At 50.2% G+C, this 14,510-nt stretch carries 13 protein-coding genes; 5 read left to right on the top strand and 8 right to left on the bottom strand.

Going from position 1 to position 14,510, the window contains the following annotated elements:
- The 5 genes from NYR02_RS16185 to NYR02_RS16160 all read left to right on the top strand — a co-directional run bounded on the left by NYR02_RS16185 (position 1) and on the right by NYR02_RS16160 (position 5,497).
- On the top strand, positions 1 to 2,988 hold the full coding sequence (locus NYR02_RS16185) for a PilC/PilY family type IV pilus protein (RefSeq protein ID WP_260977391.1): 2,988 nt from the start codon (positions 1 to 3) through the stop codon (positions 2,986 to 2,988).
- Positions 2,989 to 3,087: 99 nt separating this feature from the next.
- Entirely contained in the window at positions 3,088 to 3,576 is a 489-nt protein-coding gene (locus NYR02_RS16180) for a GspH/FimT family pseudopilin (RefSeq protein ID WP_260977390.1), read from the top strand.
- Positions 3,573 to 4,205: a type IV pilus modification protein PilV gene (gene pilV / locus NYR02_RS16175; RefSeq protein ID WP_260977389.1), complete on the top strand. Its 633-nt coding sequence runs from the start codon at positions 3,573 to 3,575 to the stop codon at positions 4,203 to 4,205. Before NYR02_RS16180 ends, pilV begins: the two co-directional genes overlap by 4 nt.
- Positions 4,202 to 5,068, top strand: a complete 867-nt coding sequence (locus NYR02_RS16170) for a PilW family protein (protein WP_260977388.1) — start codon at positions 4,202 to 4,204, stop codon at positions 5,066 to 5,068. Before pilV ends, NYR02_RS16170 begins: the two co-directional genes overlap by 4 nt.
- Before the next feature lie 15 nt (positions 5,069 to 5,083).
- Complete coding sequence (locus NYR02_RS16160; RefSeq protein ID WP_270049647.1) at positions 5,084 to 5,497, top strand: type IV pilin protein; 414 nt, start codon at positions 5,084 to 5,086, stop codon at positions 5,495 to 5,497.
- A gap of 150 nt (positions 5,498 to 5,647) precedes the next feature.
- Here NYR02_RS16160 and ispH read toward each other — a convergent pair whose 3' ends face one another.
- The 8 genes from ispH to kdsA form a co-directional block, all read right to left on the bottom strand.
- A complete protein-coding gene (ispH, locus tag NYR02_RS16155; protein WP_260977387.1) occupies positions 5,648 to 6,595 on the bottom strand; it encodes a 4-hydroxy-3-methylbut-2-enyl diphosphate reductase in 948 nt (315 codons plus the stop codon).
- Positions 6,585 to 7,028 (bottom strand): FKBP-type peptidyl-prolyl cis-trans isomerase, encoded by a 444-nt coding sequence (locus tag NYR02_RS16150; RefSeq protein WP_260977386.1) that lies wholly within the window; start codon positions 7,026 to 7,028, stop codon positions 6,585 to 6,587. The genes ispH and NYR02_RS16150 overlap by 11 nt, the downstream gene beginning before the upstream one ends.
- Positions 7,029 to 7,054: 26 nt before the next feature.
- On the bottom strand, positions 7,055 to 7,561 hold the full coding sequence (gene lspA, locus NYR02_RS16145; RefSeq protein ID WP_260977385.1) for a signal peptidase II: 507 nt from the start codon (positions 7,559 to 7,561) through the stop codon (positions 7,055 to 7,057).
- Positions 7,562 to 10,456 carry an isoleucine--tRNA ligase gene (gene ileS / locus NYR02_RS16140; RefSeq protein ID WP_260977384.1) on the bottom strand — a complete coding sequence of 965 codons (2,895 nt, stop codon included), beginning with the start codon at positions 10,454 to 10,456 and terminating at the stop codon, positions 7,562 to 7,564.
- Between the two features lie 35 nt (positions 10,457 to 10,491).
- Positions 10,492 to 11,445 (bottom strand): bifunctional riboflavin kinase/FAD synthetase, encoded by a 954-nt coding sequence (gene ribF / locus NYR02_RS16135; RefSeq protein WP_260977383.1) that lies wholly within the window; start codon positions 11,443 to 11,445, stop codon positions 10,492 to 10,494.
- Positions 11,446 to 11,532: 87 nt separating this feature from the next.
- On the bottom strand, positions 11,533 to 13,119 hold the full coding sequence (gene murJ, locus NYR02_RS16130; RefSeq protein WP_260977382.1) for a murein biosynthesis integral membrane protein MurJ: 1,587 nt from the start codon (positions 13,117 to 13,119) through the stop codon (positions 11,533 to 11,535).
- A 169-nt stretch (positions 13,120 to 13,288) separates the two neighbouring features.
- A complete protein-coding gene (rpsT, locus tag NYR02_RS16125; RefSeq protein ID WP_260977381.1) occupies positions 13,289 to 13,555 on the bottom strand; it encodes a 30S ribosomal protein S20 in 267 nt (88 codons plus the stop codon).
- 115 nt (positions 13,556 to 13,670) lie between these two features.
- The gene (gene kdsA, locus NYR02_RS16120; protein ID WP_260977380.1) at positions 13,671 to 14,510 is read right to left on the bottom strand and encodes a 3-deoxy-8-phosphooctulonate synthase; all 840 of its coding nucleotides are present in this window, start codon (positions 14,508 to 14,510) and stop codon (positions 13,671 to 13,673) included.

Here is a 14,510-nt window from a genome sequence, read left to right as displayed (position 1 = left end):
ATGAAAATTTACTGGAGTTCAATTATTGCTTTTGGATTGCTGAGCAGTTCTGCTCTTGCCGATGACACTGAAATCTATCTGGGTACCGCGAACAGGGTAAATCCGAACGTTATTTTTATTTTTGACACATCAGGCAGTATGGACAGTGATGCCGGCGGTGAATCACGGTTATCCATTGTTAAACGTGCGGCTAAAGATACGATTAAAGATATCAGCGGCATTAACCTTGCTTTAATGGAGTTTGATGACAAGACCTCAAATCAAAATAATGGTGGCTACCTCAGCACAGCGATGAAGAGCATTGATGATGATGCTCATCGTACCAATATAAATAATACAATTGATGGCTATGTACCAAGCACATGGACCCCAATCGTAGAAACCGTTGATGAAGCACTTCGGTTTCTGCGTGGCGAGAGTGTTGATTATGGTAAATACAGTTATCAAACTAGGGAATGGGTATGCACCAGACGGTGGAACAACGGTAGCTGCAGAGATGGCTACTATGAATATAAAACAGCCATCGCTTTTGCCAGCCATTCTGACACACACAGTAATGGACAATATATTTCACCAATAACGGATCAATGTCAAAAAAGTCACATCGTGCTGTTTACGGATGGTGATGCGACCTACGATAACTCCAGTGATACCCGTATACGCGGCTTGATCTCCAAGTTTTCTGATGCTGACTTACAAGGTACAGGCTTAAGTAAAACCTGTAGTACCAATAGCGGTAGCGGCAGCGGTAAATCGTATAGCTGTCTGGAAGAATTGGCATATTCTATGTACAACTCAGACAACAGCACCTCCCTACCAGGAAAACAGCAGATTCATTTCCACAGCGTTGGCGGCTTTCTTGGAAATAATGCTGCACCTCAAATCATTTTGGCTAATGCGGCAACACATGGCGGCGGCATCTCCGCAATGGCTGACGATTACAGTAAGTTAAAAACCGCGCTGACCAAAATTTTTGATGACATATCCAGCTCCGCAGGGACCTTTTCTGCGCCTGCCGTGGCGGTTAATGCGTTTAACAGCCTTGAACAGCTGGATCAGCTTTATTACTCAGTATTCAAGCCGCATGAAGCTGTTGGCTGGTCTGGCAACGTGAAACGCTTCCGTATGACGACGGATGGCACCATTGTTGACAGTAAAGGGAATTCAGCAGTTGACCCTAGCACAGGTTTTTTTAATAAGAACGCCCAAAGCTTCTGGACGCAGGATGCGGACGCTCCTGACGGTGACAATGTTGTTAAAGGCGGTATTGCCAGTCGTTTGCCGCTAGACCGTAAAGTTGTTACCAATATTGCAGGCAACAATCTGAGTGCAAGCAATAACCGGGTACATGAAGACAATACCAGTCTGAACAGAACCCTGATGGGCACCAGCTTAAGCGGTTCGGAATACAAAAAACTGATTCAATGGGCCCGCGGCCTGGACGTCAAAGGCAGCAGCGCCAGTAATCCGCGCCGCGCAATGGAAGACCCACTCCACAGCCGTCCAGTGTTGCTGAATTATGGTCAGACAACTGACTCGTCCGGTAAGAAAATTCCTGATAGTACGCTGTTTATTGGCACTAACTCAGGCTACCTGCATGCCTTTGATACCAACGCTGATTCGCCGAAAGAGCGTTTTTCGTTTATTCCTAAAGAGCTACTCCCTGTTGTCACCGCCTATTATCAGGGAGGTGGAGTTAAAAAATACGGTCTCGACGGACCGATTTCCGTCTGGCATGACGATACCAACCGTGACCAGATTATTAATAATTCCGAAAAAGCTTATCTGTATATCGGTATGCGTCGTGGTGGCAGCAGTTATTATGCTATTGATGTAAGCAACCGTGATGCACCAAAAGTATTGTGGCAGATCAACGGGCGCGACCACCCGAATACCACCAGCGGCTTTGAGCGCCTCGGGCAAACCTGGTCACGTATGGCACCCGTTGATGTTACCTGGACTGACGGTAATAAACGTAAAGTTCTGATTTTCGGTGGTGGTTATGATCCAAAAGAAGATAATTACTCTGTGCGCACAACTCATGAGCAAGGTAACGCCATTTATATGGTTGATGCCAAAACAGGTAGTTTACTATGGAGCACATCATCAGACTCTGCGGCGAGCCTGCGCCTTACTGGTATGAAAAGCGGAATTGTAGGCAATATTGTCGCTGTCGATGATGATTCCGATGGTGATGTCGACATACTATATGCTGCTGATTTAGGCGGTCGCCTGTGGCGCATTGATTTCTTACCCGGCGCGTCATCAAGTAACCGCTTTGCGCAGGGTGGTCTGATTGCTGATCTGGGGGCTGATAGCAGCCGGGCAAATAATGTGCGTTTCTTTACCTCACCGGATGTTGTCTATTCGGAATACGGCGTTGTATGGCAAACAGATGCTGCTACAGGTAAGACTGTTTCTGTTGAAGGCAAAGGGCGCTATCAGATTGCCCTTGGATCTGGTTACCGTGCTCACCCACTGAATGAAGACGCTAATGACTTCTTCTACGTTGTTAACGACTACGCAGTTGATGGCGCTCCTGAATCCTATCCCGGACTTAAAAAAGCGGATCTGGCCAATTACAGCAATTACGATAACGCATCATACACGCTGAAAAACAATGGCTTGTATTATGACCTTCCCGGTACCGGTGAAAAAGTGCTCAGTAACTCAGTAACTCTGGCCGATACTATTTACTTTACAACCTATCAGCCTGTGGATCCTGCCAGTCGCTCAGGCTGTGAAGCAGACACCGGCAAAGCCAAGTTGTATAAAATCAAACCAACTTATGAAGACCGTCGCACCATTGAACAGAAAGATCTTGTTCAGCCTGGTATCGTTTCGGAACCAGTAGTAATAAAACCTCCATTAAAAGAGGACGGAGATGGAGATCCTAGTCTGTCATTATTAATCGGTGCCGAAATAGAAAAGATTGAACTCCTAGGCAATCCGCTGAGAAAAACCTATTGGCGTGAACAGGAGCAATAATTGCGCTAACCTCTTGTGCCATAATGCCTTGCAACGGGGTTGGCACAGGAGGTTTTCTGATGCGAACATTACCTGCCGCTATTGCAGTTGAGGTTGATAATGAAAAGAACAAACGGGGTGACATTGGTTGAACTGATGGTTGTGCTTGCTATTGCAGCCATTCTACTAACAACAGCCGTACCCTCAATGCAGTCATTTATTCTGAACCGACAGTCCGACCGCCTGACCCAGGAGCTGCAACTTGATCTGTCCTATGCCCGCAACCATGCTATAACCAAAGCGACAACGGTGACCGTTGCGCCCTTGAACGGCAACTGGAGCACTGGATGGACCATACAGCAAGGCGCTACTATTCTGCGACAACGCGGAGAAGTCGGCCGGCCTATTGCAGATAATGGTGTCATTACATCAACCTTTACTCAGGCATTACCGTTAAGATTTGATGCTCAGGGACGCGCAGTCAATGCTGGAATAAACAACATCGGAACAATTAACATCGATGTTCCCGGTTGTGTAGGCCGCAAGGAGCGAACCATCAGCATCAACTTTATTGGTCAGGTCGTGATACAGGAGGCAAACTGCTCATGATCTTCCGTCGCCTACAGCAAGGTATAAACCTGGTTGAAGTTATGGTTACAGTTGCCATTACCTCCATCGGTTTACTGGGCCTGAACTCGTTGCAACTTCAAGCAAACCGCTCAACTCAGGATTCAGGTAACCGCTCACAAGCAACCTGGATGCTAGAAGATATGACCAATCGCATCCGTGCTAACAACATCGCACTGGCCAGCTATGATACTGGCGGGGCCGCAGTAAGTTGTGCAAACCCTCCGGCACTTATTTGCTCTGCTTACAATGATGGTAATGCCAGAATACAGGCCGCCGCCTGCACCAATGACCAATTAGCCGCATCCGATCTTTGGGAAGTTGCCTGCGGATTTGGCAGCAATGTTGCCAGCAGCAGCTCTACACGCTCGAGTGCTGCAGACTTTGTTGCTAACCCCTCTTTAATCGTGACAATCAATGCGGATAACAGTGTTAACCTGAACTTATCCTGGGATGTACGCACCGGCGGACAAGATGCCAATGGCAACACTATTTATGCAGCGGTAGGAGACAGTAAAAAAACAGTGGATGCATCCGGAAAAAGCAGTTACACCACAACCGATAAGATCACTGTAAGACGGGCGACCTACGAAAGAGATATCAAGCCATGATGATAAAAAAACAACGTGGTATGACATTGGTAGAACTGATGATCGCAGCAGTCCTTGGCATGATTGTCACCTATTTTATTATCAACATTATGATTTCCAGTAGCCGTACTGCGATGCAGTCAGATGGTCTTGCACAAGCACAGGAAAATGGGCGCTTTGTTTTAAGCTGGTTGCACTCGGAAACACGCCGTGCCGGTTATGTACCGGGAATTATCGATGCTCGTATACAGCCTTTTGCTGACCTGTGTGCAGCTGAGTTTCCATTACCGCCAGCCAACAATGCTGATTGCACTTTTGAAGCCAACGACAGAGCCAGTGATCGCCTCGCTATTCGCCGCACATTTACTACCGCAAGTGGTAGCGCGAAAGACGCAATGGATTGCACAGGAGTTGACCTGACAGCAATTCGGGCAGAGGGCGATGTTCTTACCGATGTTTACTGGGTAGAGCGTAACTTCGTCTCTGCCAATACCGCTAATAATGATGCTTACGATGATGTATTGCGCTGTGTCACCTACTTCAATGGTATTCCTGTTGCCAACGCACAGGTCATTGCCAGTGGCGTTGAGGGGCTACAAGTTCTTTATGGTATACGCCCCGGCGAAGATCCTGACCGTAATACTAATGTTAGCCGTTATGTTGCCTTAAATGACATTCTACCGATAGATTGGGACTCCGTCAGAGCCGCACGAATTGCGATACTGACACGCGCCTTCAGCGACAATACAATCAATCTCGATACGCGTAGCTATATTTTACTGGATAGCAATCCAATCTCTGTTGACCCCCTGCAGACATTCACATTCACAGATCGTATCGCACGGCATATTCAGACCACCACAGTCTATTTGCCTAACGAATAACAAGATGAGGACACTATGAAACACAAAGGTTTTACCTTGGTTGAGCTGATGGTAGTAGTTGCTATTATTGCCATCTTAAGCAGCGTTGCGATTCCCTGGTATGGTCAGTATGTACAGAGAGGTAACCGTGGCGATGGCATCAGCTCGATGCAGGCTATTTTGGACGCTCAGGAACGTTTCTACGGTGATAACGTCAGCTATACAACAGACTTAACCCGGCTCGGTATTAATGATCCATACATCACTCCCAAGGGAAATTACAGCATCGCAGCACGCCAATGCAGTCAGGGAGGCGCCCAATTGCCATTAACCCAGTGTGTCGAGCTTGTAGCTACCGGCCTTAACGCACAAGCGCAAGACGGTGACCTGATCACCAACACCATTGGGCGGCAACAACGGGTACAGGGTTCAGATACATTCACTTGGTAAATTTTTTTGCTGCAGGTACAGGTGGAGAACCGAAAATGCAGAATTTCCATCCAACACCTGTGGTTACTGCCCCCCAGGAGAAGCAGCGTTAACTAATCACACTCTTAGCGTATAAGTTTTTTATCGAAACACTTAAGACGACTGAATCTGTTAATCAATCGAATTCAACCGCAACTCTTTCGGCAACGAAAACACCACATTTTCCGGACGGCCCTGCATTTCCTGCGGGGCTTCTCCACCCAGAGCAACCAGCTTATTAACCACTTCCCGTACCAGGACTTCCGGCGCTGATGCGCCTGCGGTAATGCCAACGGCTTTCACATTGTCCAGCCATTGCGGCTGAATTTCTGCGGCATTATCGATTAAGTAAGCTTTGGCCCCCATACGCTCGCCCAGCTCGCGTAAGCGATTGGAGTTCGAGCTGTTCGGTGAACCGACCACCAATAACAAATCACAGTCAGCGGCGAGGTTTTTTACGGCATCCTGGCGGTTCTGCGTGGCGTAACAGATGTCGTCCTTGCGCGGTCCCTGAATATTGGGGAATTTCACCCGTAACGCATCAATTACCCGAGCAGTGTCATCCATGGATAGCGTCGTCTGCGTAACATACGACAGCATATCCGGATTATTCACTTCCAGTGCTGCCACATCGTCTTCGTCTTCGACCAGATAAATATGGCCACCCTGAGCATAATCATACTGCCCCATGGTGCCTTCAACTTCGGGATGGCCTTTATGGCCAATCAGAATGCACTCACTGCCATCGGCGCTATAGCGACTGACTTCCAGATGTACTTTGGTAACTAATGGACAGGTCGCATCAAATACGCGCAAGCCGCGGTCTTCTGCGGTTTTACGTACCGCCTGAGACACACCATGAGCAGAAAAAATAACGATGCTGTTGTCCGGTACTTCATCCAGTTCATCGACAAAAATGGCACCACGTTCACGCAGACCATTCACTACAAATTTGTTATGCACCACTTCATGGCGCACATAAATCGGTGGTTCAAACAAATCGAGCGCGCGGTTCACAATGTCGATTGCACGGTCAACACCGGCGCAGAAGCCACGTGGGTTTGCGAGTTTAATCTGCATCCTGAACCTCAAGAATCTGCACTTCAAACTGCAGGGTTTTACCCGCCAGCGGGTGATTAAAATCCACCGTCACCCAATCACCTTCTACTGCACTGATCAGGCCCGGTAATTCCGCCCCCTGAGCATCAGCAAAAGAGACCATTAAGCCCGGAGCAACCGGCATATCAACCGGAAAGCTGTTACGCTTCATTTCCTGCGTATTCTGCGGATTCGGCTGACCAAAGGCTTTTTCCGGTGGCACGCTGAAGGTTTTATGATCGCCGGTTGTCAGGCCCAGTAAATACTCTTCAAAACCCGGCAGCAAATTGCCATCACCCAAAACAAAATTAACCGGGCTGCGTTCGAAGGTTGAATCAACAATCTGTTCATCGTCGATTTTCAACGCAAAGTGCATGGTGATTTTACTGTCTGCTGCAATGATTCCGACGGACATAATAACTACTCAATAAAAACAATATTTCAGGAAGCCTGACGACGTTCCTGCCAGGTTTCGCGCACAACATCCAATGCCATCATCACTGCACCGACGGTAATTGCGGAATCAGCGATATTAAACGCAGGAAAATACGAACGACCCCAATGCACGGAAATAAAATCGATCACATGACCATAAACCAGACGATCAAATAAATTCCCCAAAGCACCGCCTAAAATCAACGCCAGCGCCACCGGCATCCAGACTTGTGCGCGCGGCAAACGCTTTAACCAGACAATCAACATGGCGCTGACCCCCAGCGATACCGCGGTAAAAAACCAGCGCTGCCAACCGGATTCATCGGCCAGAAAACTGAACGCTGCACCACGGTTATACAGCAGGGTAAAATCCAGTACCGGTAGCAGATAAACCGGCCGACCATAAGTCAGCATCATCTCGGCCAGCTGTTTGGTGGCGATATCCAGTACGAATACCGCCAGTGCCAACCAGAGCCAGATTAATGCTGAGCGAGACTGCTGAGAATTCGGCATTTATGCAAAACGACGGACTTCACCATCGCCCTCCACGTTTTCGACACAACGGCCGCACAGCGTCGGATGCTGAACATTCTGACCAATATCATCGCTGTGGTGCCAGCAGCGTTCGCATTTTTCATGCTGCGATGCTTTAACCTGCACACGCAGGCCGGCCAGTTCAGTTGCGACACCGGCTTCGGCATTGAAATCCAGCAGCTGTACGCCGGAAGTAATCAACACGAAGCGCAGCTCATCACCGAGTTTCTCCAGCTGAGTTTTCAGCTCAGGCTGAGCATAGAGTTCAACCTCAGCACTCAGGCTTGCGCCGATTAATTTATCCGCGCGGGCTTTTTCCAGCACGCCGTTTACGGCTTCTTTGGCGGTAATTAAATTACTCCAGAAAGCATCGTCAAACACGCTGGAACCGGTATCCGGGAAGGCGTTGTACCACTCGGCCAGCATGACGGATTCTTCACGTTCACCGGCCAGGCAACTCCAGATTTCTTCTGCAGTAAACGACAGAATCGGTGCAATCCAGCGGCTCATGGCTTCCAGTACATGGTACAGCGCCGTTTGTGCGCTGCGGCGTGGCAAGCCATCGGCTTTGCAGGTGTACTGACGGTCTTTAATCACATCCAGATAAAAACCACCCAGCTCTGTTACACAGAAATTCATCAGTGTTTTAGTGAGGCCTTTAAAATCATAGTTGTGATAAAAGCCGATCACTTTTTCCTGCAGCTGGCGGGTGTAATCGACCATCCAGGCATCCAGCGGCAGCAGCTCATTACCGGCAACCATATCTGTCTGGGGGTTAAAGCCGTTAATGTTGGCCAGCAGGAAACGACAGGTATTACGCACACGGCGATATGAATCTGCACTGCGCTTGAAAATATCCTGGGATACTGTGATCTCACCGGTATAGTCGACATCACCAACCCACCAACGCAGAATATCACCGCCATACTGTTTGATAACCTCGGCAGGCTCGATCGTATTACCCAGTGACTTGGACATTTTGTGGCCATTACTGTCGACCGTAAAACCGTGGGTCAGCACACTTTTATAAGGTGCTTCACCGTACGCGGCTACACTGGTCAGCAGGGAGCTCTGGAACCAGCCACGGTGTTGATCAGAGCCTTCCATGTAAAGCTCCGCAGGCGCTTTTAATTCATCCCGACGGCGCAGAACAGCACTGTGTGACACGCCGGAATCAAACCATACGTCCAGCGTATCGGTTACTTTTACGTACTGTTCCGCATCGGCTCCTAACAGCTCAGCGGCTTCCAGCTCAAACCAGGCCTCTATACCTTGCTCTTCTACTTTTTGGGCAACTTTTTCAATTAATGCTGCAGTATCCGGGTGCAAAGCACTGGTATCTTTATGCACGAATAACGCAATCGGCACACCCCAGGTGCGCTGACGGGAGATACACCAGTCTGGTCGGTCGGTCATCATGCTTTCGATACGTGCCTGACCCCAGCTTGGCTTCCACTCGATATTTTCATTCACTTCATGCAGGGCTTTTTCCAGCAATCCGGCCTGATTCATGCTGATAAACCACTGCGGTGTGGCGCGGAAAATAATCGGCGTTTTATGACGCCAGCAATGCGGATAGCTGTGAGTAATTTTCGCTTTTTTCAGCAGTGCGCCTTTTTCCGCCAGCAGACCCAGCACGCGGAAATTGCCTTTATCGGCGGTACTTAAACCACTCAGTTCCAGCGCATCAAGAGCAGGAGTACTGATAAAGCAACCATTACCTCCAACCAGCATATCATCGGATTTCACGTCAAAGCGCTTGGACACTACAAAGTCATCCGCCCCGTGCATCGGTGCAGTATGAACAGAACCGGTCCCCGACTCCGCTGTCACGTGATCACCGGTAATCACCGGCACCATTTTCGCGCTGCCATCAGCCGCCGGCATAAACGGGTGCTGTACCACAAATGGCGCAGCAGCATGTCCGTCGAGCTGGCCAAAAGCCGAACCTTTCGCCGTGGCAACGACCTCAAAACCGTCTGCGGCAATGCCATAACGTTGCATAGCATCGTTCACCAGATCAGCGGCCAGCAGCAGAATTTCATCCTGCTCTTTCAGCAATACCAGCGAGTATTCCAGCGTCGGGTGTACAGACACCGCTTCGTTGGCTGGCAGCGTCCATGGCGTTGTCGTCCAGATAACAATGCTGATCGTTTTTGCTGCCAGAGATTCATCGGCGGCAAAGGCTTTTAATAATGCGGCGCTATCCGCAAAAGCGAATTTAACGTCGATGGCAATGGATTGTTTATCCTGATATTCGACTTCGGCTTCCGCTAAGGCAGAACCACAATCAGAACACCAGTTAACCGGTTTAAACCCTTTGTGCAGGTGGCCGTTATCGATGATTTTTCCGAGTGTACGGATGATGTCCGCCTCGAATTCAAAATTCATGGTCAGGTAAGGATTTTCCCAATCACCCAGTATCATCAGGCGTTTAAAATCGGCGCGCTGGCCATTTACCTGTTCCATTGCGTATTCACGACAATGTTTACGGAATTCAGCAGCGGTTACTTTCTCACCAACTTTGCCGACTTTTTCTTCCACTTTTAATTCGATCGGCAGGCCGTGACAATCCCAACCCGGCACGTAAGGCGAGTCTTTACCGCTGAGTGTCTGCGACTTCACGATAATATCTTTTACGATTTTATTAATGGAATGACCCAAGTGAATTTTGCCATTCGCGTACGGCGGGCCATCATGCAGAATAAACTGATCGCGACCAGCACGGGCGGCACGAATTTTCTGGTACAGGCCAATCTGCTCCCAACGGGCAAGCATTTCCGGTTCACGCTGTGCCAGATTACCGCGCATCGGGAAATCGGTATCGGGCAAATTCAGCGTCGCTTTGTATTGGCTTTCCACTTTATCGTTCATAGCTGCGTCACTTTTCTGAAAGTCTGAATTCGGTTCTAAAATCGGGATGAATCGGGCAAAGCGGCAAAATACTGTCTGGCCGCTGTTTTATCGGCCGCAATGGCCTGCTTAAGTTCATCCAGACCAGAAAATTTTTGTTCTTCGCGGATTTTATGTAAAAACTCCACCGTTAAATGGCGGTGGTAGAGATCGCCCTGAAAATCCAGCAGGTGTACTTCCAGCGAAGGTTCAGGCTCTCCGCTGATGGTGGGCTTAACACCACAATTGGCAACGCCCTGATAGGGTTGACCGTTGCCTTCATCAATTGCACACACGGCGAACACACCACTGAGAGGCAACTTAGTACGCTGCACCATCACATTGGCCGTCGGCGTATCCAGCATACGGCCCAGTTGTCGGCCAAAGGCAACCCGGCCCGACATACGGTAAGGATGCCCCAACAAATGCGCGACCCGGGCCAGATTATTGGCGGCAAGTTCGCTGCGCACGCGGGTACTGCTGACCCGTTCACCATCCACTTCAAAGGTGGAGGTATCCTGAACACGGAAGCCATGTTCCTGCCCGGCTGCCGCCAGTGCCTGATAATCGCCGCTACGGTCACAACCAAAGCGGAAATCATCGCCAACAATCAGGTGCTTAACACCCAGGGCAGAGATAAGAATATCGCGGATAAAGGCATCCGCCGGCATAGAGCGCAACGTCTGATTGAAGGGCAGGCAGAGCACATAATCCACTTCCTGCGACGCCAGATCCTGCAGCTTTTCCCGCAGATTGGCCAATCGCGCCGGAGCCACCTGAGGCGCAAAAAACTCTTTTGGCTGAGGTTCAAACAGCATCACCAGCGTCGGTACCGAGTGCTCACGCGCAACGCGTTTCAGCGCCCGCAAAATGCCCTGATGCCCAAGATGCAGACCATCGAAATTGCCGATCGTAACCGCACAACCGCTAAAGTCTTCCGGAATGTTATGAAGCCCACGCAATAAGCGCATCAACAACCACTACCCGCCGAATACAAAGGGCCGGATTATAGCCAAATGACTGCTCAGGTAACAGCCATTTGGCCACGGATGGCGATCTCAGAACACCTCACCACGCAGATGGCGCAGGCGCAGACCGGCCGCAATCAGTAAAGCGAAATAAAGCAGAACGCCGGAAACCACAATCAAAGCCATCCAGCCTGCGCGCCAGGAAGGCGACCAGTCCAGCCAGGCTTGCGCCGGCCCCATCAGCCACCACATCAATCCCAGCAAAGCACCGTTGGCCAGCAACAGCTTGAATGCAAAAGACCACCACCCGGCCTGCGGCAAATAGACACCCTGCTGACGCAAACCACGGTACAGCATGTAGGCATTGAAATACGCTGACAACGAGGTCGCCAGTGCCAGCCCGGCATGGGCAAACGGAAACACCAGAATCAGATTCAGCACCATATTCACCACCATGGCCTGAACACCGATTTTCACCGGAGTTTTAGTGTCCTGGCGGGCGTAATAGCCCGGTGCCAGCACCTTGATCATCATAAAGGCCAGCAAACCGGAACCATAAGCCTGCAGACTCAGAGTCATTTTGCCGACGTCATAAGCCGTCACTTCACCATGAAAGAAGATTGTCGACATCAACGGCATTGCCAGCAGTATCAACGCCAGTGAGGCGGGCAAAGCAATCAGAAACACCATGCGCACTGCCCAGTCGAGAGTACGCGAGAAACTGTCTTTCTCGTCCGCCGCATGCTTACCCGACAGCGCCGGTAAAATAACCACACCGATAGCAATGGCAAACACTCCCAGCGGCAAATTGCTCAGACGATCCGAATAGTACAGCCAGCTGACCGAACCACTCTCCAGAAAAGAAGCCAGCAGCGTATCCAGCAGCAGATTGATCTGACTGACCGATACACCAAACAGCGCCGGCACCATCAGACGGCCAATGCGCTTAACGCCTTCGTCTTTTGGCTGATACTGCGGGCGCACCAGCAAGCCAAGCCGCGCCACAAACGGCAGCTGAAACACCAGCTGCACCAGACCCGCCAGACACACCCCCCAGGCCAATGCGAACAACGGTTCAACAAACCACTCGGTCATCACCAGCGTGGCGAAGATCATGCACAGATTCAGCAATACCGGAGTAAAGGCCGGCACCGCAAAACGGCCATACGCATTGAGCACGCTGGAAGCAAACGCCGTCAGCGAAATGAAGAACAAATAAGGGAAGGTAATGCGCAGCAGATCGGCGGTCAGGGCAAACTTTTCCGGATCACTGCGAAAGCCTGGCGCAAAAATCCAGGGCAGATAATCAGCAAACAACAGAGCCAGCAGAGTGACCGCCAGCAGTGCCAGACCCAGCACCCCAGAGGTGCGGGCAATCAGTAACTGTACTTCTTCCAGTGGGCGCATGCGGCGGTATTCGCTCAGCACCGGTACAAAGGCAACCGAGAAAGCACCTTCGGCAAACAAACGGCGGAAAAAGTTGGGGATTTTAAACGCAACAAAAAAGGCGTCAGCACGGGCGCCAAAATACTGCGCCACCACCACATCACGGATCAGCCCCAACACCCGGCTGAGCAGGGTCATCAGACTGACAATGGACGACGAGCGCAACAGACCCGGGCCTTTATTATTGGCCGGTTTCTGATCGGCTGAAGCGGGGTCTTGCTGTTGCGTCATACGACGATCTCCTTTTATCTGCGCGTATCATACGCAGCCATACAGGAAAGTCAGCTACCGGAATCATGCCGATAAAGACAGGCGGTGAATAAATCCGGATGACAAACGACAGAAACAAAAAAACCCGCAAAAGCGGGTTTTTCGTTCGTACCGGAATGTTAATCAGAGATTAACCTTTCAGTGCGAAAACCTTAGCATTCAAACGACTCTTGATGCGACCAGCAGTATTCTTGTGAAGAATACCCTTGTTCACCATTTTGTCGATGTAAGGTTGAGTCTTAGTAAACGCAGCGTTGGCTTGGTCATAGTCGTTAGTCGCAACAGCAGCGTGTACTTTCTTAATGTAAGTACGCACCATTGAGCGCAGAGCTACAGTACGAGCACGACGTTTGATAGCCTGACGGGCGCGTTTACGAGAACCAGCGGAATTTGCCACAGTCGGCTCCTCAAAATTGGTTTATCAATCAAATCTAAGGGCCGGGATTATCCAGACATCCCGCCCCAGTGTCAACAAGGGCACCGCTTAAAAAGCAGAACCCTTCCTTTAATGATCAGTCGATGATCACTTTTGCAAAAGACTTCACCAGCGAATCCACGGCTTTCATCTGTTCCAGATACACTTCCAGCTTATCCAGCGGTAATGCACAAGGGCCATCGCACTTGGCTTCAGCCGGATTCGGATGCGCCTCAAGAAACAGACCCGCAATCCCCAGAGCCATACCGGAACGTGCCAACTGGAACGCCTGCTGACGGCGACCGTCGGCAGAATCGGTACGACCACCAGGACGCTGCAACGCGTGCGTGGCGTCGAAAATAACCGGCGCCATGGTCTTCATATCGTCCATACCCAGCATATCCACCACCAGATTGTTGTAGCCAAAACTTGAGCCACGCTCACATAACATGACGCGCTCGTTGCCGGCTTCAGCAAACTTTTTGATGATATGGCGCATTTCGTGCGGCGCCAGGAACTGCGGCTTCTTCACATTGATGGCCGCGCCGGTTTTGGCCATAGCCACTACCAGATCGGTCTGACGTGCGAGAAACGCAGGCAGCTGGATAACATCCACCACTTCAGCCACAGGTGCGGCCTGATAAGGTTCATGTACATCGGTGATCAGCGGCACATTAAAGGTCTTTTTGATTTCTTCAAAAATCTTCAGACCTTCATCCATGCCCGGACCACGGTAGGAATTGATCGAGGAACGATTAGCCTTATCGAAAGACGCTTTGAACACATAAGGGATACCAAGCTTTTCCGTCACTTTGACGTAGTGCTCGCAAATCTGCATCGCCAGGTCACGGCTTTCCAGTACGTTCATACCGCCAAACAGGGTGAAAGGCGCGTCGTTACTGACGTTAATAGCGGCTACGTTTACGGCCTCGATCAT

This window comes from Thalassolituus pacificus (genome assembly GCF_025318105.1).
GTDB classification, from domain to species: domain Bacteria; phylum Pseudomonadota; class Gammaproteobacteria; order Pseudomonadales; family Oceanobacteraceae; genus Venatoribacter; species Venatoribacter pacificus.
The sequence above is the reverse complement of the archived record's forward strand: the minus strand, read 5'-3'. Positions and strand labels throughout refer to the sequence as shown.